The sequence below is a fragment of the Mycobacterium angelicum genome (assembly GCF_002086155.1).
GTDB lineage: Bacteria > Actinomycetota > Actinomycetes > Mycobacteriales > Mycobacteriaceae > Mycobacterium > Mycobacterium angelicum.
Genome location: NZ_MVHE01000004.1, coordinates 100,032 through 121,714, shown reverse-complemented (window position 1 = coordinate 121,714; position 21,683 = coordinate 100,032). Strand labels below are relative to the sequence as shown.

The following is a 21,683-nucleotide window of genomic DNA, read 5'->3' as shown; positions in this document are numbered from 1 at the left end:
GCGCTGGGCGGCACACCGCCAGCTACAGCGCCCAGGATTCACACTCAGGTCTTGAGCGGCAATTCCACGCAGACATGTGTGCCCGTAGGCGTATCGAGGAAGATGAACGCCCCGCCGGCGGCGTCGACGCGTGCCCGGTGCGATGCCAGCCCGATGTGGCCCTCCCCGAGGCGGCGCGCCATGGTTTCACCGGTGATGCCCACGCCGTCGTCGGCCACATCCAAAACGCATCTGCCGTCGGTCAGCCCGAGGGTGACCGACGCGTTCTTCGCCCGCGAGTGGTGCACGACGTTGGACAGCAATTCGCGAGCGACGCCAAATACGATGGGGTCGATGGCATTGCGTACCGGGTAGTCGATGTCGCTGGTGATCTTGATGCCCGAGCGCTGGGCGGTGAACGTGACCAGCTGTTGCACGGCAGCACCCAGCCCAACCTGCTCGAGGACTGCCGGATGCAACTCAAAAGTGGCCTGCCGCAATCGCTCCGACGCGCTCTGCAGCCCGGCCAGTGCCCGTCCCACCCGCTCATCGCCGGGCGAGGCGGTGTCGAGCTCGATGAGTTCCTGGCGCGCGGCCAGCACATCCTGCAGCGGGCCATCGTGGATGGACTCCGAAATCCGGCGCTGCAACACCTCCGAGGCCGTCATCGTCTGGGCAAGCAATTCCTCGCGCAGCGCACTCAATCCGGCGATCGAGCGGGCATGACGCTCCTCGATACGCACCACCACCAAGGCCGTGCCGCACAGGAATGCATACAGCAGGAACCGGAAAATGGCTTCCGGCCACCCAATGGCACGCACCATCACCGGATCCTCGATCACCGCGACCGCGAATCCGACGAGCGTGAATGCCAGCACCACTGCCGCGCGCCGCGTCGAAACGTCAAGGCCCACCAGGACCGGCAGCAGCGTCATGATCAGCAGCGGATAGATGCCGTCGGTAGACAGCAACTGAAATCCGGTCAGCGCCAACACATCGATCGCGGTGAACGCAAACGGCTCATAGCGGCTCATGCCGGCCAGTGGGCCCAGGCGTATCCATTGCCGCAGCGGGGAAAACACCAGTATCACAGCACCCAGCGCAGCGAACGAGTACAAAATGATCATCACGGACTGCTGGACCCATTCGGACCTGCGGGTGCCGATCAGCATGGCGGCGACCATGAGCAACACCACGCCCAGCCGCAGCACCGAAGCGATTCGGTAGGAACGTAGTTGGTGCGCCCGCCGCACCCGATCCAGTTCTACGTCGCTGGTCAACACCACAGGGACACCGTACTCATCACGATCCTCCAAACTCCGTGGTTGCGGTTGGCGAGTCCATCTCCTGTTGGCTCAGTGCGGAAGTCTGTTGCGAGTCGCTTGACCCCGTCGCGTGCGGACACCAGAGTGGTAACGGTGGCGTTCCTTCGGAGCAAACTCTCGACATGCCCATCGCGCGATTGTTAACGGCACTTTGCGGGCAAGCGGCTAAACTCGTCGCCATGGTCGGCGCTGCATGGAAATGACCAAGCCCGAGAAAGTGCGCGTGGTGGTCGGCGACGATCACCCGCTGTTTCGCGAGGGCGTTGTTCGGGCGCTTTCGTTGAGCGGCTCGGTGAACGTTGTCGGGGAGGCTGACGACGGCGCGGCTGCGCTTGAGTTGATCAAGGCGCACCTGCCCGACGTCGCATTGCTGGACTACCGCATGCCCGGAATGGACGGTGCGCAAGTGGCCGCGGCGGTACGCAGCTATGACCTGCCCACCCGAGTGCTGCTGATTTCGGCGCATGACGAATCGGCGATTGTCTACCAGGCGCTGCAACAGGGCGCCGCCGGATTCCTGCTGAAAGATTCCACCCGCACCGAGATCGTCAAGGCGGTGCTCGATTGCGCCAAGGGCCGCGATGTGGTGGCACCTTCGCTGGTCGGAGGGCTTGCCGGCGAGATTCGGCAACGGGCGGCACCGATGGCCCCGGTGCTCAGCGCACGCGAGCGCGAGGTGCTCAACCGCATCGCCCGCGGCCAGAGCATCCCGGCGATCGCGGCCGAGTTGTACGTGGCGCCGTCCACGGTCAAGACCCATGTGCAGCGGCTGTACGAGAAGCTCGGCGTCAGCGATCGCGCGGCGGCCGTCGCCGAGGCGATGCGACAGGGGTTGCTCGACTAGTTCAGGCATCGTAGGGGTAACTCCACCAGGACGCGGGTGCCCGCCGACGTTTCCATGAAGACCAATATTCCGCGGGCGGCGTCGACCCGCGCCCGGTGCGACGCGAGGCCGATATGCCCCTGGCCGAGGCGGCGCGCCATGGTGTCGTCGCTGACGCCCACCCCGTCGTCGGCGATGTCCAGGACGCTTGTCCCATCGGAGACCGCAAGGCTGACCGACGCATGCTTGGCGTGCGAATGCCGTACCACATTGGACAGCAGCTCCCGGGCCACACCGAAAAGGATGGGATCGTTGGCGCTGCGGACCGGGTAGTCGATATCGGTGGTGATCTCGATTCCCGACCGCGCAGCGGTGAAGGCGGCCAGCTGTTGTACCGCGGCACCCAGTCCGACCTGCGCCAGAACGGCCGGATGCAGCTCGAAGGTGGCCTGCCGCAGTCGCTCTGAGGCGCTTTGCAACGCGACCAGCGCGTGGCCCACCCGCTCGTCGCCGGGGGCAGCGGTCTCCAGCTCGACGAGCTCTTGCCGCGCGACGAGCACGTCTTGCAACGGTCCGTCGTGGATGGCCTCGGAGATCCGGCGTTGCAGCACTTCGGTGGCGGTCATCGTCTCGGCGAGCAACTCCTCGCGCAGCGCGCTCAGGGCCGCGACCGAGCGCACCCGCCGCTCCTCGATGCGCACCGCGACCATCGCTATGCAGCACAGAAACGCATAAAGCGCGAAGAGAAACCCCGTATCCGGCCATAGCAGCGAACGCACCACCAACCGGTCCTGAAGTCCGGCGATGGCGAACCCGATCAAGGTCACGGTGAGTACCACCGCCGCGCGTCGCGACGAGACGTCGAGCCCCACCAGGACCGGCAACAGGGTCATGATCAAGATCGGAAAGATTCCGTCGGTGGACAGCAGCTGAAACCCCGTCAGCGCCACCACGTCGATGATGGTGAAGACGAACGGCTCGAACCGGCCGGCGCCGGACATACGGCCCATCCCGAATCGGTCGAACGGCACGTACGCCAGCACCAGTGCGCACAGCGCGGCGAACGAGTAGAAGGCGATCAACGTGGTCTGACTGGGCCACTCCGATTTCGGGGAGCTGACGAACATCGCGACCACCATGAACCCGAGCAGAGCGACGCGCAGCACCGCAACAATGCGGTAGGAGCGCAACTGGTGAACTGTGCGCACCCGTTCCAGTTCGATATCGCTGGCGTTCACTACCGCAACACCGTACTCACGGGAACCGCGGACCGGGTCACTCGCCACGGCGCGGGGCGCACCCGGCAGCCGGCTTTAGAAGCGGGTCTCGGCCTGTCCGTCCGCCTCGCCCGCCGTTTGGCTGAGTTCACCGCTGTCCAGCCGGGGCGGTCTGGCCTTGGCGTAGGCCACGGCCTCGGACACCTCGCGGCGCGCCGCCTCTTCCACCTGGTCCAGCCGCACCTGGCTGGCACCGCCGGCGATGAGCCGCCTTCTGGCGAAGACCAACGGGTCCAAGAACCGCGCCGACCCGACCGGATCGTGATAGCCGCCGCGCTGGGACTCGTCGAAATCGATCGTCCGGTAGGTGATGGCCTGGACCAGGGTGGGACCTCCGCCGGCGCGGGCGCGTTCTACGGCCAGGGCCACGCAGTCCCGGACCGCTTCGACGTCGTTGCCGTCAACCGATACGCCCGGCATCCCGTAGTAGGCCGCCTTGCGGTACAGCTGGGTGTCCGGCACGTAACCGTCCGGCCGGGCGCTCAACGCCGGACGGATGTTCTCGACGAGAATCACCACCGGAAGTTGCCAAACCACGGCGACGTTCGCGGCGTCGTTGAAGGAAGCCGAATCCACGTCGCCGTCCTCGGTGACGCACAGGGTGATCCGGCCGTTGTCGTCCAGCCACTGCGTATAGCCGTGTCCGATGGCCAACAACGGCGGTTGCTCCAGGACGCGGGGAGAATCGACGGCGTCATGCCCGCCGCCGCAGCGCCCCATCATCTCTGCGATCAGCGGACCGAGCCGGCTGCCCAGCCCGACATGTGGGGCCTGCGGGCGATGGGTGGTGATCGCGACATCCCCTTCGACCAACGCCGCGGTGGCACCGACACCCACCGCTTCCTGGCCGAAGGCCACCGGCACCGGTTGGCTGATCAAACCTTCGATGTGCAGCTCTTCCAGAGCCATGTCGAGCAACCGAAGCATCCACATGCGCCGATAGAGCTGCAGATGACTGGGCAGGGTCGCGGTCAGCCCTTCACGCGTGCATGTCATATGCCGGCTCCCTCCTGTAGGCCGGAAACTCCTTGGCACCGGCCAGAACTCGTGCCATCGGCAGGCACAACGCCGCACCGAGCAAACCGACGGTCACCGCGGCGGCGGCAACCAGTAGACGTCCGCCATGCCCGAGGCTCCACGACGCCAGGAGCGGGGCGATGACCGCGGAGATCGCTGTCGTCATCGACCACGTGCCGTGATAGCGACCGGCATTGGCGGCCGGCGCAATTCGGTGCACCAAGCCGGCGCCGACCACAAACCAGGCGATCTCCGCGGGCGCGCCCGCGGCCGTAGCCAAAGCGAAACCGGCCGTGGTGTGGGCCAGTGCGGCCGCTGCCATGCATGCCGTCATCCACACTCCGGCGCCGGCCAGGACGTCCAGCCTGGTACGAGTCGCCAGCTGTTTGCTCAGCCACGGCGTCAGCAACGGCGTAAGCGCGGTGACCGCCAGCGCATTGACCAACTGCACGAAGCCGTAAGCCCCGGCGCCCAATCCGCATGCGCGCATCAGCATCGGCACCGCCGTGATGAAACCCATCATCGCGGTGAGCGTGGCCACGCTCGATACGCACAGCAGAACTAGGCGCGTGTCCGAAAACGCTTGGCGGTAACCGGCTTTCGCGGTCATGCTCGGCACGGAGCCACTCGGGATGAAACGGGCCGCAACTATCGCGAAGCCGGCGCACGCGATGCCGTTGATCCAGTAGAGCACCGGGGTACCCCACCAGCCCGCCAACAGACCGCCGACGCCGCCGGCGATCCCGGCCCCGACGTTCAGAATCCAGCCGAACCGCAAACTGTCGAGCTTCGCGCGCTGACCGGGATCGGAAACCAGCGCGGTGATCGCGGCACCCAGCACCGGACGTGGCGCATCGCAAACCAGGCCGGCGATCAGCGCTCCGGCCAGCAATGCCGGGACGGTGTGCGCGCCGGCCAGCAGAACCAGCGTGGTGGCCGCCACCGACATGGTCGCCACCAGCGTCGGGCGGGCGCCGAGCCGGTCGACCAGCCACCCGCAGAGCAGTTGTCCGGCTGCCCAGCCCAGACCGAAGCCGGCAAGAACCAGGCCGACCGCGCCGGCGGCATTGCCGCGTTCTGCCACGTGAAAGGCCAGGAAGGGATAGGCGAACCCGGCCGCGCGCACCAGCAGGCTGCCGCCCAGCAGCACCCAGATCACCGCGGGATAGCGAACCCGGTCGGGCTTGGCGGCCGTCAGTACCGGATCGGTCATCGGTACCCGATCCAGAACTGTGACGGCTGCCACGTTGGACACAAAAGCCAAGGTAGAGGCGTTGGGCTGCGGCCAGTACCTCCGATCGGTCCGACAATGAGACGAACGCCCGTTCCCCCGATCGGGGGACAGCGCGGGCTTACGCGGCCCCATAGGCCGTCAAGGGCAATCGCTCACCGTTTGCTGCGAGCCCGGTCGTAACGGCACCGCGGTGTGCTGTCTTCTCCCACAGGAAGGGCGCGGTGATGAGTTGATAGAGGGCGCGCCACGCGGCGGCCCAGTGTGCCACCCAGTACACGGGCAATGCGGCGATCGCGCGCAGATGGCTGCCCCGTTGCTCGCCGTAGGCCAGATAGGTCGCCACCAACCAGGTCACCGTGCTGACGGCCTGGACCGTGCCGATGGCGGCGGGGTCGACTTCCACTCCCAGCACGCCGCCGTAGCCGAACGTGTCGGCGATGCTGAGTCCGAAAATCATTGTCTGAGCGAGGAATTGGACCGGCATACCGAGAACGAAGACCACCAGGGTCAGCAGGCCGTGCGGGCCGAACCGGCGGATCGTCTCGCGCGGTGTCCTGGTGTGCACGAGCGCAGTCAGCATGAATCCCTTGTGCCAACGGGTACGCTGGGATATCCAGTCCCGCAACCGATCCGGCGCGTCACCGTAGGTGACGGAGTCGACGACGTCTGATCGGTAACCCAAGGCGTGCAGGCGCATACCCAGATCGGCGTCCTCCGAGACGTTCCAGGCGTCCCAGCCGCCGACCTCACGCAGCACCTCGGTGCGGAAGTGGTTGCTGGTCCCGCCCAGCGGGAAGGGCGCGCCGAGCGCGGCCAGGCCAGGAACCGTCAGGCGGAAACGGCGGGCGTATTCCACGCCGAAGCAGTGCGCGAGCAGGTTGGTCCGCACGTTGCTGGTCTGCAACACCGCTTGGACGCAGGCCAGCCGGCCGGAGTTGGCGGCGAACAGCGCGGCGGTCTTGCGCAGCTGATCGGGTTCCGGCCGGTCCTCGGCGTCGAAGATCACCAGCAATTCGCCCTTGGCGACCAGCAACCCCGCGTTGCACGAACGCGGCTTGGTGCGCGGCGGTCCCGGTGGCACCGGCACCACCCGCATGTACGACGGCGGCTTGGCCGCGGTGATGGCGTCCAGCGTCTCGAAGTCGGTGGTCTCCACCAGGAAGAGCACCTCGAGCCGGTCGGCCGGATAGTTCAGCTTGGCCAGGCATCCGACCAGGTCACCGATCACCTCTTCCTCGCGGTATGCCGGGACGAGCACGGTGTAAGTGGGCAGCTGTTCGTCGGCCAGTTGCGGGACCGGCGCGCGTCCCCGACCCTTGCCGAACGAATACTGCAGACCGGCCATCGCGACGACGAACGACACCAGCACGATGACCGTCGTGACGGCGAGCAGGGCCACCAGGAGCACCGAGGGCGCCAGCACCGCGCCGACGACGCAGGCGATTGCCACAACCTGGGCGACGCGCTTCTGCCATGTCCGAATCCCATGGCGGGCAGACATGTCCGGGTTGTTCTCGGCGAAGTCGTGCATGATCGCGTGCGCGATCTCGTCGGGTGACTCGGCAAACACGCGGTCTTGGGATCGGACCGGCAACGCATGCAGGTCAGCTAACTCGGCCGGCGTCCGTCGAAGGTGGTCAGCGCTCAAGATGAATAGCTCCGCTTCGGTCGTAGTAACTGAAATGAACGGGAGTTGTGTCCTAGGGCACGCGCCAACGGCAGGCACAGCGCCGCTCCGATCAGGCCGATCGTGACCGTGACGAACGCGACCATCTGGTGGCCGCCGTGCATCAGGCAGCTCGACGCCATGATCGGGGCGATCACCGACGCGATGGCCAGGGCCATCGACCAGGCCCCGTGGTAGCGGCCACCGCTGCCCTGCGGCGAAATCTGGTGCACGACACCGGCCGCGATCACCAGACAGGCGATCTCGCCCGGCGTGCACAACGCCGTCGCGACGATGAATGCCAGCGGGGTCCGCGCCAGCGCGACCGCCCCCATGCACAGCGCCGTCCAGATACTGGCGACGGCCAAGATGTCGAGCCGCGGGTTGGTGCGGCTGACGATCTTGCTGAGCCAGGGCGTCAACACCGGGGTAAGGAGGAGACCCAGCAGGGCGTTGGCCAACTGCGCCTCGCCGAACTGGCCGGCGTCCAGGCCGCGGTCGGCCATCAGCATCGGCACGGTGGCGTACAAACCCCGGACCGCCGTCAGCGTCGCCAGGCCGGACAGGAAAAGCAGCACCAGCCGACGGTCGGCGAACGCCTGCCGGTAGGTGATGCGCGCCGATTTGCGCGCGCGGGCGGCGCAGCGCCGGGCCGGCGTGCAGCGGGCTGGAATGCAGCAGGCCGCGACCACCGCGAACAGAGCGCAGGCGACACCGTTGATCCAGTACAGCAGGGGCACCCCGGACCAGCCGATCAGCACCCCGCCGAGTCCGCCGGTGACGGCACGGCCCGCGCTGACGATCCAGCCGAAGCGCCAGCCGTCGAGTTTGGCTCGTTCCCCGGGATCCGGAACATGCTGCACGATCGACGCGCCCAGTGCTGGACGCACCGCGTCGTACACCACGCCGGTGATGAAGGCGCCGAGCAGCAACGCCGGAACGGTGTGCGCATCGGCCATCAGGATGAGCACCGCGGCCGCGATCAGCATGGTGGACACCAGCGTCAGCCGGGGCCCGACGCGGTCGACCAGCCAGCCGCACAACAACTGCCCCACCGACCAGCCCACTCCGAAAGCGGCCAACACCACGCCCACCGCGCCGGCGGCATGACCCTGGTGGGCCACGTGGTAGGCCATGAACGGATAGGCGAACGCGGACGCGCGCACCAACATGTTTCCGCCGACCAGCAGCCAGATCTCCCGCGGATAGCCGGCTCCGGCCGACTTGGCGCGACGGGCGTCCTGCGGGGCCGGGCCGTCGCCGACCGGCTCGGCCGGGTGCAGGGCCGCGACCGTCTGAAGCCGCAGATAAGCCGCGGAGATATCGACATCACAGTCGAGAAGTGCGGCCGTGGTCGTCACATCCCGAACGCTATTGACGATCACGATTGCATAACTCCACCGATCGGCCCGATTTGGTGGCGGACTCCGGTCGGCTGATCGGGGGACATATGCGAAACCGCGATTGGTTCGTTTGCACTGGGTTGTCCACCCTGGCGGACCCCGCTCAGATGAATTGGGGCAGCACCCGGAGGGGCGTAATGCCGTCTTGGGCGCCGTTGGCCGCCGCTTCGGCGCGGCTGCCCGCGCCCGGCGGCGGCAGGCCGCCCAGCAGTCCGGGTGCACCGGATCCCGCCAGCGGAGCGGCGCCGGAAACCGCGCCCGGCAGTGCCCCCACCGCGGCATGGGTCAGCGTCGGGGCCGATGCCGCCCAGGCCGGGGGCACCGATAGCGGCCCGATCGTCGCCGCCTCACCTGCGGCGGCCGACACCGCACCGGTCAAGCCGGCTGAACTGAGCGCTCCGGTGGCCGCGGAGCCCAGCGACGATGCGATCTCGCTGCCGGCGGCAGCTGCCGCCGCCGCTGCCGCGGGGAACAGGCCTTTAATGGTCGACAGCATCGACATCATCAGACCCGCCGAGGACGTGCACACGAAGAACGGCGTGCCGAAGATGCTCATCACCGTGTCCAGATCGGTAATCCAGCCGGGCAGCTCACCGGCACCGGATCCACCCAATGCCGAGAGCACCTCGGACAGCAGGTTAGCGACGTTCGTGGCGACTGAATTGCTGCTGGCCTGGACGACGGCGGCGGCCTGGTTGGCCAGGCCGGCCGGGTTGGCCGCCGGTGGCGGCGGGATCAACGGGGTCAGCCGGGTCGCGGCGGTCGATCCGGCGACATAGCCGTACATGGCGGCCGCGTCCTGGGCCCACATCTCGCCGTATTCGATTTCAGCGGCCGCGATCGCCGCGGCGTTCTGTCCGAGCAGGTTGGTGCTGATCAGGTTGGTCAGCCGGGTCCGGTTGGCCGCGATCAGCGCGGGGTGCACGGTCATCGAGTACGCCGTCTCGTAGGCGGCGATCGCGGCCTTGGCCTGGCCCGCGACCTGCTCGGCCTGCGCCGCGGTCAGGTTCAGCCACGCTACGTAGGGTGCGGCGGCCGCGGCCATCGTCGTCGCGGTGGCACCCAGCCATGGGCCGCTGATCAGGCCGGTAAGCGCGGTGTCGAGTTCAATGGCTGTCGAGTTAAGGTCGACGGCCAGCCCGTCCCATGCCGCGGCAGCGGCCAGCATCGAACCGGCTCCAGCCCCGGCGTACATTCGCCCAGAGTTGATCTCGGGCGGCAGCGCCCCATAAACCATTGCGGCAGCCCCGGTTAGCGGGCTGCGATCGCGTTTGCCGCCTCGGTCGCTGCGTAGGAACCACCACTGGTCTCGAGGGTCGTCACGAACATTTCGTGAATTGCTGCGGCCTGCTCGCTGATCGCTTGGTAAAGGGCGCCGTGAGCTGCGAATTGCGCAGCGGTAAGCGCGGACACCTCATCTGCGGCAGCTGGCACAACGCCGGTGATCGGCGCAATCGCGGCGGCATTGCTGGCGTTCATCGCCCCGCCGATCGACTGGAGGTTGCCTGCCGCCGAGATCAGCATTTCTGGTTGGCTGGTCACGAATGACATAGCCATAACAGTGCCGTCTCGACAGTGAAATGTATGTCGGCTGAGCGGTCACCATCCGGGTTGAATCACCCTGTCCCCCGATTGACGGAGGATGTGTCCCCCACCTGGGGTTATGGCGCGCCCGTCAACCGTACGTGGTTACGGTGCCGTAACCTCGATGACCGTCGCCGAACCCATTCCCCCGCCGGCGCACATCGCCGCGACGCCCACTCCGCCGCCGCGCCGGCGCAGCTCGTGCACCAGCGTCACGAGCATCCTGGCTCCGGTCGCGGCCACCGGGTGGCCCAGTGAGCAGCCGCTGCCGCTGACGTTCACCCGGTCGGGGTCCAAGTCGAGCATCTTGATGGTGGCCACGCACATCGCCGCGAAGGCCTCATTGATTTCGAACAAGTCGACGTCGGCGATCGAAAGGCCCGCGCGGGCGAGTGCTTTCGGAATCGCATCCACCGGCGCCAGGCCGGTCAGCGCCGGGTCCACACCCACCGAGGCCCAGGCCCGCACGTTTGCCAGCGCCGGCAGCCCCAGCCGGTCGCTGGCGATGGTCAACACGGCGGCACCGTCGTTGGCACCGCAGGCATTGCCGGCGGTAATCGAGAAGCCCTCGATCTCCGGATGCAGCGGCTTGAGCGCGGCCAGCTTCTCCATGCTGGTGTCCCGGCGCGGATGCTCGTCGACCTCGAACAGGCCATGCGGTGTCTGGATCGGCACGATCTCTTCTTTGAAGCGGCCCTCGTCAATGGCGGCGATCGCATTGCGATGCGAGCGCAGCGCCCAGGCGTCCATTTCCTCGCGGCTCACGTCCGCCTTTACCGCGGCGTTCCAGCCCACCGTGATCGACATGTCCAGGTTTGGCGCGTCGGGCCGGTCTGGATGGGTGGGCGGGAACCAGTCGACCCACTCGCCGTCCACCTGCAGTCGCGACCGCGGCGAGGTGGATGCCGAGTTCACCCCGCCCGCGATGACCAGTTCGTCCATCCCGGCGCGCACGCTGGCCGCCGCGGTCTGCACCGCGGCCTGCCCGGCCGCGCAGTGCCGGTTGTTGGCCAAACCGGGCACCTGGGACAGCCCCGCGGTGACGGCAGCGTGGCGAGCGATCACCCCGCCTCCGTAGAGGCCCTCGCCGAGGATGACGTCGTCGATCTGCGCGGGGTCCAGATCCGCCGCGGCTTCGCTGACCACGTGATGTGCCAGGTCGAAAGCGCTGGTGTCGCGCAGGGTTCCTTTCCGTGCGGTTCCGATCGGAGTTCGCAGGGCAGACACGATGACGGCTTCAGGCACAGGTTCTCTCCACTTCGGCAAAGCGCGGCCCGAGAGCCGGCCGCACATTCATGAGAACCCTATTCTCTCAGATTGAGAGTACGAGTTGCAAGGAGGGCGCCGCGGCGGCTCTCTAGACTGCGGCATGTGACGCAGGCCGAGGGGACCATCGCGGTCCCGGGCGGAGAAGTCTGGTTCAAGCGTGTCCCCGGCGGCCCGGGGCTGCCCCTGCTGGTCGTGCACGGCGGCCCAGGCCTGCCCCATCAATACCTGGACTCCCTGCAGCGACTGGCCGGCGAGCGGGAGGTCATCTACTGGGACCAGCTCGGTTGCGGTAAGTCCGAACGCCCTACCGACCCCGCGCTGTGGACTATGCAACGTTCAATGGCCGAAATGAAGGCCGTGGTGGGCGCTTTACGCCTGGACCGCTTCCACGTTTTCGGCAATTCGTGGGGAGCGATGCTGGCCCTGCAGTACGTACTCGATGCACCCGCGGGTGCCGTCAGCCTGACCATCTCCAATAGCGCCGCGTCCATATCCGAATTCTCGAAGAACGTGGCGCGGTTGAAGTCCGGTTTGGACCCGGCCACCCAAGCCGCCATCGACCGCCACGAGGACGCGGGCACGATTACCGCTGCGGAATATCAGGCCGCGATCCGGATCTGGAACGCCACGCACTTGTGCCGGCTCCAACCCTGGCCCACCGAACTCGAAGCGGCATTTCAGAATATGGGCACCGAGATCTTCGCAACCATGTTCGGGCCCAGCGTGTTTCGCATCAACGGCACGATCGAGGATTGGGACGTGGTGGATCGCTTGGCCGAGATCGCGATTCCGACGCTGCTCCTGGCCGCCAGATTCGACGAGTTCTCCCCCGACCACATGCGGGAAATGCATTCGCGCATCGCGGGCTCGCGGTTCGAATTCTTCGACTCCACCGCGCACCTGCCCTTCCTCGAAGAGCCGGAGCGCTTCGATCAGATAATGCGCGATTTCCTTCGGGCACAAGATATTTGACCGGGGATGGCTCAGTTCTTCCCGGAGGTCAGCTTGGCGACGATGGTGCGGAAGTCCTCTGTGGTGAACGACTGATGCTCGGCCGAAAGGGCATAGTCCAGGCTGGCCAGCACGGCGCGTTCCAGCTGAATGTTGAGCAGCCGCTTGGTGCTTTCGACCGCTTGCTGCGGCAGCTGCATGATGCGCTGGGCGCAATCGATCGCATCGCCTAACGGGTCGTCGGCGACGTGGTTGGCCAGGCCGAGCTCGACGGCCCGCTCGGCCCGAATCTTGGTACCGGTCAACGCATATTCCTTGGCCAGCATCAGGCTGATGTGCAGCGGCCAGGTCAGCGGCCCGCCGTCGGCGGCCACCAAGCCGACTTGCACGTGCGGGTCGGCCAGGAAGGCGCCCTTGGCGATGTAGACGATGTCGCTCAGCGCGACCAGACTGCACCCCAGCCCCACTGCCGGGCCATTGACGGCCGCTATCAACGGGATTCGGCAGCGCGCCATGCCCAGCACGATCTCTCTCCCGTCGCGAATGGTCTTGGCACGCAGGTCGGCGTCTTCGGCGAGTTCGGCGAGGTAGGCGAAATCCCCGCCCGCCGAGAACGCTCGGCCGGCGCCGGTGAGCACCGCCGCGCGGGCCGAGGCATCGTCGGTCAGTCGCTGCCACAGCCGGGCGAGTCCGACGTGCAGGTTGTCGTTGACCGAGTTGAGGTCATCCGGGCGGTTGAGGGTGATGATGCGCAGCGCCCCGTCGGCGCGAACGTCGATTTCACTTGGCATGCCGTACATGTCAGACTCCCAATCCCAGAATTCGTGCGGCGATGATGTTCTTCTGTATCTGCGAGGTTCCGCCCATCACACTTTGTGCGCGGCTGTACAGGTAGGCGCTGAGCAGGTCGGGGTCGCCGGTGCCGCCCACGCTCAGCGCGGCATGGCCGACGGACTGTTCCACCCACGTCATCAACAGCTTGTCCAGCGATCCTTCGGGGCCGTGCGAAACCCCGTCCAGCTGCTCGGACAGCCGGCGCCGGACGTGGTGGGTGAGCATTTCGGCCTGGACCGCCGCCCAGGCCAGTTCTTCTGTCGTCTCATTACCGCTGCGGGAAAACAGGTTTCGTACCAACTTGTTGTAGCGGGCGGCGTAGCCGAGCGTGGCGGGTTCGCGCTCATGTCCGACGACGGTCATGGCAACGGCCCAACCGTCACCGGGAGCGCCCACCATCCGGTCGGCCGGAACGGTCGCGCCGTCGAAGAAGACCTGCCCGAATTCGTTGGTGACGCCGTTCATCATCCGCAGCGGACGCTGTTGCACGCCAGGCTGTTTCATCGCGACCACGAATGCCGACAGTCCACGGTGCCGTTTGGCGGTCGGGTCGGTGCGGGCCAGCAGCAGACACCAGTCGGCCACGTCGGAGTAGCTGGTCCAGATCTTGTGCCCGTTGATCACATAGTCGTCGCCGTCGCGGCTGGCGGTGGTGGTCAACGACGCCAGATCCGAGCCCGCTCCCGGCTCGCTGAAACCCTGACACCAGCGTTCACTGCCGTTGATGATTCCGGGCAGAAAGCGTTGTCGCAGTTCGTCACTGGCGTGCCTGCCGATACCGAACACCAGGTAGCCCACGCTGGGACGCGGCGGCGCGCCGGCCCGGGCCAGCTCTTCGTCGACGATGACGTCATACACCGGCGCCAGCTCCTGACCGCCGTACTCACGGGGCCAGGACAGCCCGAAGAATCCCTCTTGGTACAGAGCGCGGTGCCACTGCGCCTGTCGAGCCCAGTACTCATCGCCTGAGCCCGAATACTTCCCGGCATTGCTGGACAGCCAGGACCGCAGCCGGTCCCGGAAGGCGGCTTCCTGCGGCGAATCACGAAAGTCCAAAGTCGATCTCCTTCAGGTGCACCGGCCACAGCTCGGTGGAGGTCAGCGCCCGGCGCAGATAGACATGCACCAGACAGTCCCAGGTATTGCCGATGCCGCCGTGCACCTGCACGGCGCTCTCGCAGACGGTTCGGGTGGCCCGCGCGCAGTAGACCTTCGCGATCTGGGCGGCCCGAATCGCCTGCGCCGGTTCGAGTTCGTCGACCGCCCACCCAGCATGACGCAGCACACTAACCGAACCTTCAATCAAGGCAAGGCTTTCGGCCAGCAGGTGTGCGATGGACTGATACGACCCAATCGGTTTACCGTACTGCTCACGGATTTTCGCGTAGTCGCAGGCGACGGCGTGGGCGCCGCGCGCGTCCCCCACCAGGTCGGCCGCCGTGGCCACCAGCGCCAGCGCCTGCCAGCGTCCGGCGACCTCGGTGGACACCTCGCCGAGGGGAACCGGTACGGACGCCATGCGTTTGGCCGCTCGGGTGAGATCCGCACCCGCCGGATCACCGTCGAGCTCGGCGGTCAGCACGGTGGTACCGGCCAACAGTAGGGCCCGCCGATATCCGCGGGCATCGATCGCGATGTCGCCGACCGCTATTGTCGCCGGGCTGGCCCCGACGTCGAGGTGGCGGGCCAAGTCGTCGGCCAGCACCGGGCCCAGGAACGGCGCGTCCACCAGCCGGCGGCCGAATTCCTCTGCGACAAGGGCCACTTCGACGCCGGATGCCCCGTCCGAGCGCAACGATCGCCAGCCGGCCGTCTCGATCTGCTTGTCCAGCCGTGTTATTCGTTTCTCGTCGGTCAGATCTTGCACCGCTGCCGGGCCAAGATCGTCGGCCAGTTTGGCCGCCGCGTCACGCAACTGCTGCTGTTCAGCTGTCAGACGTACATCCATAGCGCTCCTTGAGCTCTCGGCGCAGGACCTTGCCCGAGGGCAGTCGAGGGATGTCAGGCACGAAGACAACCCGGCTCAGACGTTTATAGGACGCCAGCTTCGCTTCCACCCGGCCGGCCAGCTCGGCGGCATCCACCGGTGCGTGTATTGCGACGGCGGCGACGACCGCTTCCCCGTTGGCGCCGTCGGGGACCCCGAACACCGCGCAGTCCTTGACCGCCGGATGACCGTGCAGGACGGTCTCGATCTCGGCGGGCGCGACCTGGAAGCCGCGCACCTTGATCATTTCCTTGAGGCGGTCGGTGATCCGCAACCAACCGTTGGCGTCGAGCGCGCCGACATCGCCGGTCCGGTACCAGCCGTCACAGAACGCCTCCGCGGTCGCCGCGGCCGGCAGATAACCGGCCATCAGCGAATTCGACCGCGCCTGAATCTCACCCACCTCCCCCGGATCGACCGGTTCACCGGCATCAAGCGATACCACCCGCAGCGCTACGCCCGGCACCGGACGCCCGACCGCATCAAGCCGAGCCCCGGCCACCGGATTGCAGGCGATGACGGGCAACTCCGTGGTGCCGTAGGCGGGGACCCAGCCGACGCCGGTGCGCCGGGTCACCGCCTCGGCGATGCCGGCGGTGACCGGTGTGGCGCCCCACATGATGAACCGCAAGGACGACAGGTCGTATGACTCGAGGTTCGGGTGCGAGGCGATGGCCAATGCGATGGGCGCAACGGCCATTTCCATTGTGATGCGGTCGGTTTCGATGTGCTGCAGCATGGCGTCGACGTCGAATCGGCGATGCAGCCGCATCCGGGTCCCGGTGCGCAGCGCGGTGAGGATGTTGAGCAAGCCGAGGATGTGCGACGGCGGGGTCGCGACCTGGATGCGGTCGCGTGCGGTAAGCCCAAGTGCGTCGCGCCAGTGCCCGATGGCGGCATCCAGGGACGCATGGGTGTGCCGGACGGCTTTGGGCAGGCCGGTAGTGCCGGAACTGAACACCAGCAAGGCGTCGGCGCCGGGTCGTGGCTCGGGCGGCGGCGCTGCGGGAGCGATCGGTTCGTCCAGGTGCAGCATCGGCATCAGGCCGGCCAGCACCGGATGGTCTCCAACCCCATGCGCCGGATTGGTCAGCGCCAGCGCGTGCTCGACCTCGTCGCGTTTCCAGGCCGGGCTGATCAGTACGGCCGTTGCTCCCAGCTGCCAGATCGCACTCACCGCGGCGACGAACTCGGGCCGGTTGGACGCCATGACTGCGATCCGTTCGCCGTGCCTCGCGCCCATCTTGGCCAGCGTCGCGGCCAGCCCTGCACCTAGCGCGCGGAGTTCGGGCAAGCTGAATTGCCGCTCCTCGAACACGAGCGCGGCCGGCTCGGTCAAGTCTGATTCCCTCCGGCTTGCGAGAAGATCCTATCTTCTGATGAGAATAGTATTCTCTACAGTGAAGAACGCAAGTGCGGAACCGGTCCGTGGAAGGGCGGTCATGACGGAGGCCGGCATGGTGACGATCTACCTCGATCGCAAGAAGGTGTCGGTTCCGCTGGTGCCCGGCGAGACGCTGCTGGAAAGCGCGCGACGGGCCGGGCTGGACCCGCCTTTCAACTGCGAGGCCGGCAATTGCGGGACGTGCATGGCCCGGCTTACCGAAGGCAGCGCAAGCATGCGGGTCAACGACGCGCTCGAGGAGGACGAAGTGGCCGAGGGCTACGTTCTGACCTGCCAGGGGGTGCCCGATGCGGCGCCGATCACCGTGCGTTACGAGTAGTGAGCAGAAAGGCACACCGGATGGCCAAAGGGATCATTTACGTCGAGACTAGACCGAGTTCGCCCGACCGCGACCAGGAGTACAACACCTGGTACGACGAGATCCACCTACCCGAACTGGTGGCGCTGGAGGGAATCGTCTCGGCCCGCCGGCTGCGGCCGGTCGATGGCGACGGACCCTACGTTGCCCTTTACGAGGTCGAGGCCGACGACCTGCAATCGGTGCTGCAGAACATGTACCGCAATGCTCGCAACCTGCACATGTCGGATGCCCTGCAAATGGATCCGCCGCCGGTGATGCGGCTACTCGAGGTGACGACCGACTACCAGCCGTAGGTCCTCAGCGAAGCTGCGCCGCGAGCGCGGCGATCATCTCCCGGGTTCGGCGCTTGGAGGCGACGAGCTCGTCCCGATTGTCGCCGATGGGCAATAGCCGCACCGAAAGATCCGTCACACCCGCGTCGGCGAACCGCCGGAACCTGGCCGCGATGGCGTCCTCGTCACCGGCTGCGCAAATATCGCCGACATCCTTGGCATCGCCGTAGGAGAGCAGCCGCTGATAGTTCGGCGATACCTCGGCCTCTCCGAGGATTCGATTGGCGCGCTCCCGGGCGGCTTCGACTTCGCCTGCGCCACAAAGACATACCGGGATGCCGGCGACGATCCGCGGCGCCGGGCGCCCGGCATTGTCGGCGGCCTTGGTGATGCGCGGCACGACATGCTCGGCGACGGCGCGCTCGTCGGCCATCCACAGCACCGTGCCGTCGGCTCGTTCACCGGCCAGCGTCAGCATCACCGGACCCAGCGCGGCCACCAGCACCGGCAGCGGTGCCACCGGATTCAAATCGAGCGGGTTGTGCACGCGGAACGAGTCGTTCTGCACGTCCACCGGGCCAGGGTTGGCGAACGCGGCGTCCAGCACCTGCAGGTAGTCGCGGGTGAATGCGGCCGGGCGCTCGTAGGGAATCCCGAGCATGTCGTCCACGATCCAGTGATGGGAGGGCCCGACGCCCAGCACCAAGCGCCCGCCCGTGGCGGCGTGTACCGATAAAGCCTGGCGCGCCAGGGCAATCGGGTGCTGGGCTTGCAGCGGGACGACGGCGGTGCCCAATTCGATCCGGCTGGTGCGCGTGCCCATCAGCGCAACCGCCACCAGGGCATCGAAGTCGTTGGGGATCTGCGGAATCCACGCGGTGTCGAGGCCGGCGCTTTCGGCCCAGTCGATGTCGGCCAGCATCCGGGCGACCTTGCGCGCGGAATCACCGCGCTCGGGTCCGACCATCACTCCGATGCGCACGTTTCCTCCACCGCCCGCGGGATCAGCTCTACTGCATTATCCACTGATGGATAACGTACTTGCAAAAAAAGAGAATGCCAATACCACGCGTTGACCTGCTCTAAGCTGGCTCGACATGGCGATTTCCAGGCCATCGGCGGCCGACATCGACGCCGCGGCCAAACACTTCGGTTTTCACCTCGACGCGCCCGCTCGACAGGAGTTCCTGGCGATCGTGACCGCATCCATGAGCTCCTACGACGCGGTCGATGACCTGTACAACCGGCTCGCCCGCTCGCAGCCGCCCAACCGCGCCCATCGATTCCCCGAGGCGGAGCAAAACCCGTTGGGCGCCTGGTACGTCACGACCGATATCTGCTCGGGCGCCGACGGGCCGTTGGCCGGGCGGACGGTGGCGATCAAGGACAACATCGCCGTGGCCGGTGTTCCGATGATGAACGGATCCCGCGCGGTAGAGGGCTTCGTCCCGAGCCGCGACGCGACCGTGGTCGAGCGGCTGCTGGCCGCCGGCGCCACGATTGCCGGCAAGAGCGTCTGCGAAGACCTGTGCTGCTCGTCGTCGAGCTTCACCTCGGCCTCCGGGCCGGTGCGCAATCCCTGGGACACCACCCGCGAAACCGGCGGTTCGTCCAGCGGCAGCGCCGCACTCGTCGCCGCCGGCGCGGTCGAGTTGGCCGTCGGTGGCGATCAGGCCGGGTCGATCCGGATTCCGGCGTCGTTGTGCGGCATTGTCGGACTCAAACCCACTTACGGCCTGGTGCCCTATACCGGTTCAATTCCGTTGGAGCGCACCATCGATCACCTGGGTCCCATGACGCGCACCGTCGCCGACGCCGCCCTGCTGCTGTCGGTGCTGGCGGGATACGACGGCCAGGATCCGCGCCAGCCCAGCGACTTGCCGACGGTCGATTACGTTGCCGCGCTCACCGGCGATGTCGCCGGCCTGCGGGTGGGAATTCTGTCCGAGGGCTTCGCACAGCCGAATTCGCAGCCCGAGGTCGACCAGCTGGTCCGGTCCGTGGCGCAGCGCTTTACCGAGATCGGCTGCAGCGTAGGGGAAGTCAGCGTGCCGCAACACCGCGATGCGTTCCACGTATTCACCGTCATCTGCACCGAGGGCGGCACCTACCAGATGTTGGACGGCAACGGCGGACTGGGCGCCGACGGACTCTACGACCCAGAGCTCATGGCGCACTTCGCAACTCAACGAGTCACCCAGGCCGATCAACTCTCCGCCCTGGTCAAGGCGACCGCGTTGAGCGGGCACTACGGCCTTCGCGCACTGGGCGGCAGCGGCTATGCCAAGGCGCGCAATCTGGTTCCCTACATGCGTGCCGCCTACGACGACGCGCTGCAACGGTATGACGTGCTGGTGCTGCCGACGACTCCGGTTACCGCCCAACCGCTTCCAGCAGACCTCTCGGCGATCGGACCCGCCCTCGGCAAGGTCATCAACACTGCGCCCTTCGATATCACCGGCCACCCGGCCATTTCGGTTCCTGCCGGCATGGTCGACGGGCTGCCCGCCGGGATGATGATCGTGGGCAGGCGGTTTGACGACGCCACGGTGCTGCGGGCGGCCGGCGCATTCGAAGCGCTATGCGGCGGTTTTCCGCCGCCGTTGGCGTAACACTATGCCCGGCAGATGATTTCGCCGTGCGGTATGGCAAGCCAACCGTCGCGCGCCGCGGCCCAGGAACGCCACGCCCCCGAAATGTCTTCGAGCTCGGCATTAGTGGCCATCTCAGAATCCACGAGTTGATGAGCCAAGTCGGACTGCAGGATCCGGTCGGCCCACATCTCACCCCACCATTGACGCGTCTCGGCCGTCGCAAAACACCAGGTGCTGCCGGTCGCGGTGATGTCGTCGAAGCCGGCCTGCTGAGCCCAGGACAACAACCGGCGGCCCGCATCGGGCTCGCCGCCATTGGCGCGCGCCGCCCGGTCGTAGAGGTCCAGCCATCGGTCGAGTGCGGGCAGCTGGGGATACCAGATGAAGCCGCCGTAGTCGGCGTCCCGCGCGGCGACGATGCCGCCCGGCACACACACCCGCCTCATCTCGCGCAGCGCCTGGACCGGGTCGGCGACATGCTGTAGCACCTGATGAGCGTGCACGACATCGAACGTGTCGTCGGGAAAAGCAAGCCGATGCACGTCCGAGGTGGCGAACGAGACGTTGGTCAGCCCGTGCGTACGGATCTCCGCGCGGGCCAGGTTTAGGGCATCGTCGGTGAGTTCGACGGCCGTCACCGACCCGGGCGTCACCCGGGTGGCCAGGTCTGCGGTGATCGTCCCGGGTCCGCAGCCGACGTCCAGCAGCGACACTCCCGGCCGCAAATACGGCATCAAGTACGCCGCGGAGTTTTCCACCGTGCGTCTGCGGTGGCCGCGCAACACCGACTCGTGATGTCCATGCGTGTAGGTGGTCCGAGGCTCTTGCATGTCCCGCACCCTATCGCTTCAAGCCATTATTTGAGATGAGCGTCTCAAATAGTGAAACGCACCGTCAGTCGACCGGCACGTTGAGAATGGGGTGGTTCTCGCCCGCACCCGGTCCGTCGAAATGCCACCACTCGCCGGAGTAGACGGTCAAACCGCCGTACTTCATCGCATCCCGCAGCCGGGCCCGGTTGGCCTGCGCTGCGGGGCTCACGTCCTGGGTCGCGAAAGCCTTTGCCCGAGCGGTGAAGTCGTCGAAATCGGTGCCCATATCGGCCAGACAAAATCTCGCCGCCTGCTGTCCCGACTGGCAGGGCTGCTGCGGGCTGGTGAAGGTCACGTCAACCGACAGGCCGGCCTCATGGCTGCGCGCATACGGACCCGGACGGGCCACCCAGGCCGGATTGGGAACCGCGTTGTACATCTTGACCTGAACGTCGTGTGGGCGATAGCAGTCCCAGAAGACCAGCAACTGGCCCTGCGGACGCAGCGCCGCCGCGGCCGCCGCCAAAGCCGGACCCATCGAATGGTGCACCAGACACCGCGCGCCGGAGGGATACAACTGCCGGTGGGTGAAGTTGTTCGTCGTCGCATACCGCAGATCGATCACCGCGTCGGAAACGACGCTGCGGACGTCGATGAACCCGGCCGCGCGCGCCGCATCGCTGACCGGGGGCACACCGGTAGCGGGCACCGCGCTGGTACCGACCGGACGCACCGTGACGGTCCGGGCCACCTCGCAACCAGCACCGGCAACGGCGACGAACCCGGCAGCGACCGCAAGCAGCGCGACGCGCGCCTTTCTGAACACGTGAATATTCTCCCGGCTCAGTGGCCGCGGGGCCGATAACGCCACGGTGTCACCCGATCGGGGG

21 protein-coding genes are annotated in these 21,683 nt (G+C 67.0%); 5 read left to right on the top strand and 16 right to left on the bottom strand.

All coding sequences use genetic code 11. The features are described from left to right. Positions 1 to 44 precede the first annotated feature (44 nt). Positions 45 to 1,265: a sensor histidine kinase gene (locus tag BST12_RS04475; RefSeq protein ID WP_083111796.1), complete on the bottom strand. Its 1,221-nt coding sequence runs from the start codon at positions 1,263 to 1,265 to the stop codon at positions 45 to 47. Positions 1,266 to 1,497: 232 nt separating this feature from the next. Between BST12_RS04475 and narL the strand changes: the two genes are divergently transcribed. Beyond that, positions 1,498 to 2,148 (top strand): two-component system response regulator NarL, encoded by a 651-nt coding sequence (gene narL / locus BST12_RS04470; RefSeq protein WP_083111795.1) that lies wholly within the window; start codon positions 1,498 to 1,500, stop codon positions 2,146 to 2,148. Here the strand turns inward: narL and BST12_RS04465 are convergent. The 8 genes from BST12_RS04465 to BST12_RS04430 all read right to left on the bottom strand — a co-directional run bounded on the left by BST12_RS04465 (position 2,145) and on the right by BST12_RS04430 (position 11,553). Further along, on the bottom strand, positions 2,145 to 3,365 hold the full coding sequence (locus tag BST12_RS04465) for a sensor histidine kinase (protein ID WP_211281202.1): 1,221 nt from the start codon (positions 3,363 to 3,365) through the stop codon (positions 2,145 to 2,147). The genes narL and BST12_RS04465 overlap by 4 nt on opposite strands. A gap of 75 nt (positions 3,366 to 3,440) precedes the next feature. Further along, positions 3,441 to 4,400, bottom strand: a complete 960-nt coding sequence (locus BST12_RS04460) for a thiamine pyrophosphate-dependent dehydrogenase E1 component subunit alpha (RefSeq protein ID WP_083111793.1) — start codon at positions 4,398 to 4,400, stop codon at positions 3,441 to 3,443. Beyond that, positions 4,384 to 5,676 (bottom strand): MFS transporter, encoded by a 1,293-nt coding sequence (locus BST12_RS04455; protein ID WP_083111792.1) that lies wholly within the window; start codon positions 5,674 to 5,676, stop codon positions 4,384 to 4,386. Before BST12_RS04455 ends, BST12_RS04460 begins: the two co-directional genes overlap by 17 nt. Before the next feature lie 97 nt (positions 5,677 to 5,773). Continuing rightward, on the bottom strand, positions 5,774 to 7,303 hold the full coding sequence (locus BST12_RS04450) for a glycosyltransferase family 2 protein (protein WP_139801485.1): 1,530 nt from the start codon (positions 7,301 to 7,303) through the stop codon (positions 5,774 to 5,776). Beyond that, a complete protein-coding gene (locus BST12_RS04445; protein WP_276029719.1) occupies positions 7,300 to 8,604 on the bottom strand; it encodes an MFS transporter in 1,305 nt (434 codons plus the stop codon). Before BST12_RS04445 ends, BST12_RS04450 begins: the two co-directional genes overlap by 4 nt. A gap of 223 nt (positions 8,605 to 8,827) precedes the next feature. Then, positions 8,828 to 9,961, bottom strand: coding sequence for a PPE family protein (locus BST12_RS04440; protein ID WP_083111790.1), 1,134 nt, complete (start codon positions 9,959 to 9,961; stop codon positions 8,828 to 8,830). A 14-nt stretch (positions 9,962 to 9,975) separates the two neighbouring features. Beyond that, positions 9,976 to 10,275: a PE family protein gene (locus BST12_RS04435; protein WP_083111789.1), complete on the bottom strand. Its 300-nt coding sequence runs from the start codon at positions 10,273 to 10,275 to the stop codon at positions 9,976 to 9,978. Positions 10,276 to 10,413: 138 nt separating this feature from the next. Next, positions 10,414 to 11,553, bottom strand: a complete 1,140-nt coding sequence (locus BST12_RS04430; protein ID WP_083111788.1) for a thiolase family protein — start codon at positions 11,551 to 11,553, stop codon at positions 10,414 to 10,416. Positions 11,554 to 11,679: 126 nt separating this feature from the next. Between BST12_RS04430 and BST12_RS04425 the strand changes: the two genes are divergently transcribed. Further along, positions 11,680 to 12,549, top strand: a complete 870-nt coding sequence (locus tag BST12_RS04425; protein ID WP_083111787.1) for a proline iminopeptidase-family hydrolase — start codon at positions 11,680 to 11,682, stop codon at positions 12,547 to 12,549. Positions 12,550 to 12,560: 11 nt separating this feature from the next. Here the strand turns inward: BST12_RS04425 and BST12_RS04420 are convergent, their stop codons facing one another. The 4 genes from BST12_RS04420 to BST12_RS04405 are packed head-to-tail and all read right to left on the bottom strand — an operon-like array spanning position 12,561 to position 16,688. Next, complete coding sequence (locus BST12_RS04420) at positions 12,561 to 13,328, bottom strand: enoyl-CoA hydratase/isomerase family protein (protein WP_083111786.1); 768 nt, start codon at positions 13,326 to 13,328, stop codon at positions 12,561 to 12,563. A 1-nt stretch (position 13,329) separates the two neighbouring features. Continuing rightward, positions 13,330 to 14,418 (bottom strand): acyl-CoA dehydrogenase family protein, encoded by a 1,089-nt coding sequence (locus tag BST12_RS04415; RefSeq protein ID WP_083111785.1) that lies wholly within the window; start codon positions 14,416 to 14,418, stop codon positions 13,330 to 13,332. After that, positions 14,405 to 15,310: an acyl-CoA dehydrogenase family protein gene (locus tag BST12_RS04410; RefSeq protein WP_083111784.1), complete on the bottom strand. Its 906-nt coding sequence runs from the start codon at positions 15,308 to 15,310 to the stop codon at positions 14,405 to 14,407. The genes BST12_RS04415 and BST12_RS04410 overlap by 14 nt, the downstream gene beginning before the upstream one ends. Then, entirely contained in the window at positions 15,288 to 16,688 is a 1,401-nt protein-coding gene (locus BST12_RS04405; RefSeq protein WP_083111783.1) for a class I adenylate-forming enzyme family protein, read from the bottom strand. The genes BST12_RS04410 and BST12_RS04405 overlap by 23 nt, the downstream gene beginning before the upstream one ends. A 103-nt stretch (positions 16,689 to 16,791) precedes the next feature. On the opposite strand from BST12_RS04405, the gene BST12_RS04400 reads away from it, so the two are divergent. Both BST12_RS04400 and BST12_RS04395 read left to right on the top strand, forming a co-directional pair. Then, entirely contained in the window at positions 16,792 to 17,073 is a 282-nt protein-coding gene (locus tag BST12_RS04400; protein WP_083111782.1) for a 2Fe-2S iron-sulfur cluster-binding protein, read from the top strand. Between the two features lie 20 nt (positions 17,074 to 17,093). Beyond that, positions 17,094 to 17,408 (top strand): DUF4286 family protein, encoded by a 315-nt coding sequence (locus tag BST12_RS04395; protein WP_083111919.1) that lies wholly within the window; start codon positions 17,094 to 17,096, stop codon positions 17,406 to 17,408. 4 nt (positions 17,409 to 17,412) lie between these two features. Here the strand turns inward: BST12_RS04395 and BST12_RS04390 are convergent, their stop codons facing one another. Next, positions 17,413 to 18,369, bottom strand: coding sequence for an LLM class F420-dependent oxidoreductase (locus BST12_RS04390; RefSeq protein WP_083111781.1), 957 nt, complete (start codon positions 18,367 to 18,369; stop codon positions 17,413 to 17,415). Between the two features lie 115 nt (positions 18,370 to 18,484). Here BST12_RS04390 and BST12_RS04385 point away from each other — a divergent pair, with 115 nt between their 5' ends. After that, positions 18,485 to 19,999 carry an amidase gene (locus tag BST12_RS04385; RefSeq protein ID WP_083111780.1) on the top strand — a complete coding sequence of 505 codons (1,515 nt, stop codon included), beginning with the start codon at positions 18,485 to 18,487 and terminating at the stop codon, positions 19,997 to 19,999. 2 nt (positions 20,000 to 20,001) lie between these two features. Here the strand turns inward: BST12_RS04385 and BST12_RS04380 are convergent, their stop codons facing one another. Both BST12_RS04380 and BST12_RS04375 read right to left on the bottom strand, forming a co-directional pair. Further along, positions 20,002 to 20,811: a methyltransferase domain-containing protein gene (locus tag BST12_RS04380; protein ID WP_083111918.1), complete on the bottom strand. Its 810-nt coding sequence runs from the start codon at positions 20,809 to 20,811 to the stop codon at positions 20,002 to 20,004. A gap of 64 nt (positions 20,812 to 20,875) precedes the next feature. Beyond that, positions 20,876 to 21,544 carry a M15 family metallopeptidase gene (locus tag BST12_RS04375; protein WP_245850068.1) on the bottom strand — a complete coding sequence of 223 codons (669 nt, stop codon included), beginning with the start codon at positions 21,542 to 21,544 and terminating at the stop codon, positions 20,876 to 20,878. Positions 21,545 to 21,683 lie beyond the last annotated feature (139 nt).

Excerpts from the sequence above, each read along its gene's own strand:
- BST12_RS04460 (WP_083111793.1), bottom strand. The coding sequence starts at position 4,400 with ATGACATGCACGCGTGAAGGGCTGACCGCGACCCTGCCCAGTCATCTG.
- BST12_RS04395 (WP_083111919.1), top strand. The coding sequence starts at position 17,094 with ATGGCCAAAGGGATCATTTACGTCGAGACTAGACCGAGTTCGCCCGAC.
- narL (WP_083111795.1), top strand. The coding sequence starts at position 1,498 with ATGGAAATGACCAAGCCCGAGAAAGTGCGCGTGGTGGTCGGCGACGAT.
- BST12_RS04400 (WP_083111782.1), top strand. The coding sequence starts at position 16,792 with ATGACGGAGGCCGGCATGGTGACGATCTACCTCGATCGCAAGAAGGTG.
- BST12_RS04380 (WP_083111918.1), bottom strand. The coding sequence starts at position 20,811 with ATGCAAGAGCCTCGGACCACCTACACGCATGGACATCACGAGTCGGTG.
- BST12_RS04440 (WP_083111790.1), bottom strand. The coding sequence starts at position 9,961 with ATGGTTTATGGGGCGCTGCCGCCCGAGATCAACTCTGGGCGAATGTAC.
- BST12_RS04420 (WP_083111786.1), bottom strand. The coding sequence starts at position 13,328 with ATGTACGGCATGCCAAGTGAAATCGACGTTCGCGCCGACGGGGCGCTG.
- BST12_RS04385 (WP_083111780.1), top strand. The coding sequence starts at position 18,485 with ATGGCGATTTCCAGGCCATCGGCGGCCGACATCGACGCCGCGGCCAAA.
- BST12_RS04410 (WP_083111784.1), bottom strand. The coding sequence starts at position 15,310 with ATGGATGTACGTCTGACAGCTGAACAGCAGCAGTTGCGTGACGCGGCG.
- BST12_RS04435 (WP_083111789.1), bottom strand. The coding sequence starts at position 10,275 with ATGTCATTCGTGACCAGCCAACCAGAAATGCTGATCTCGGCGGCAGGC.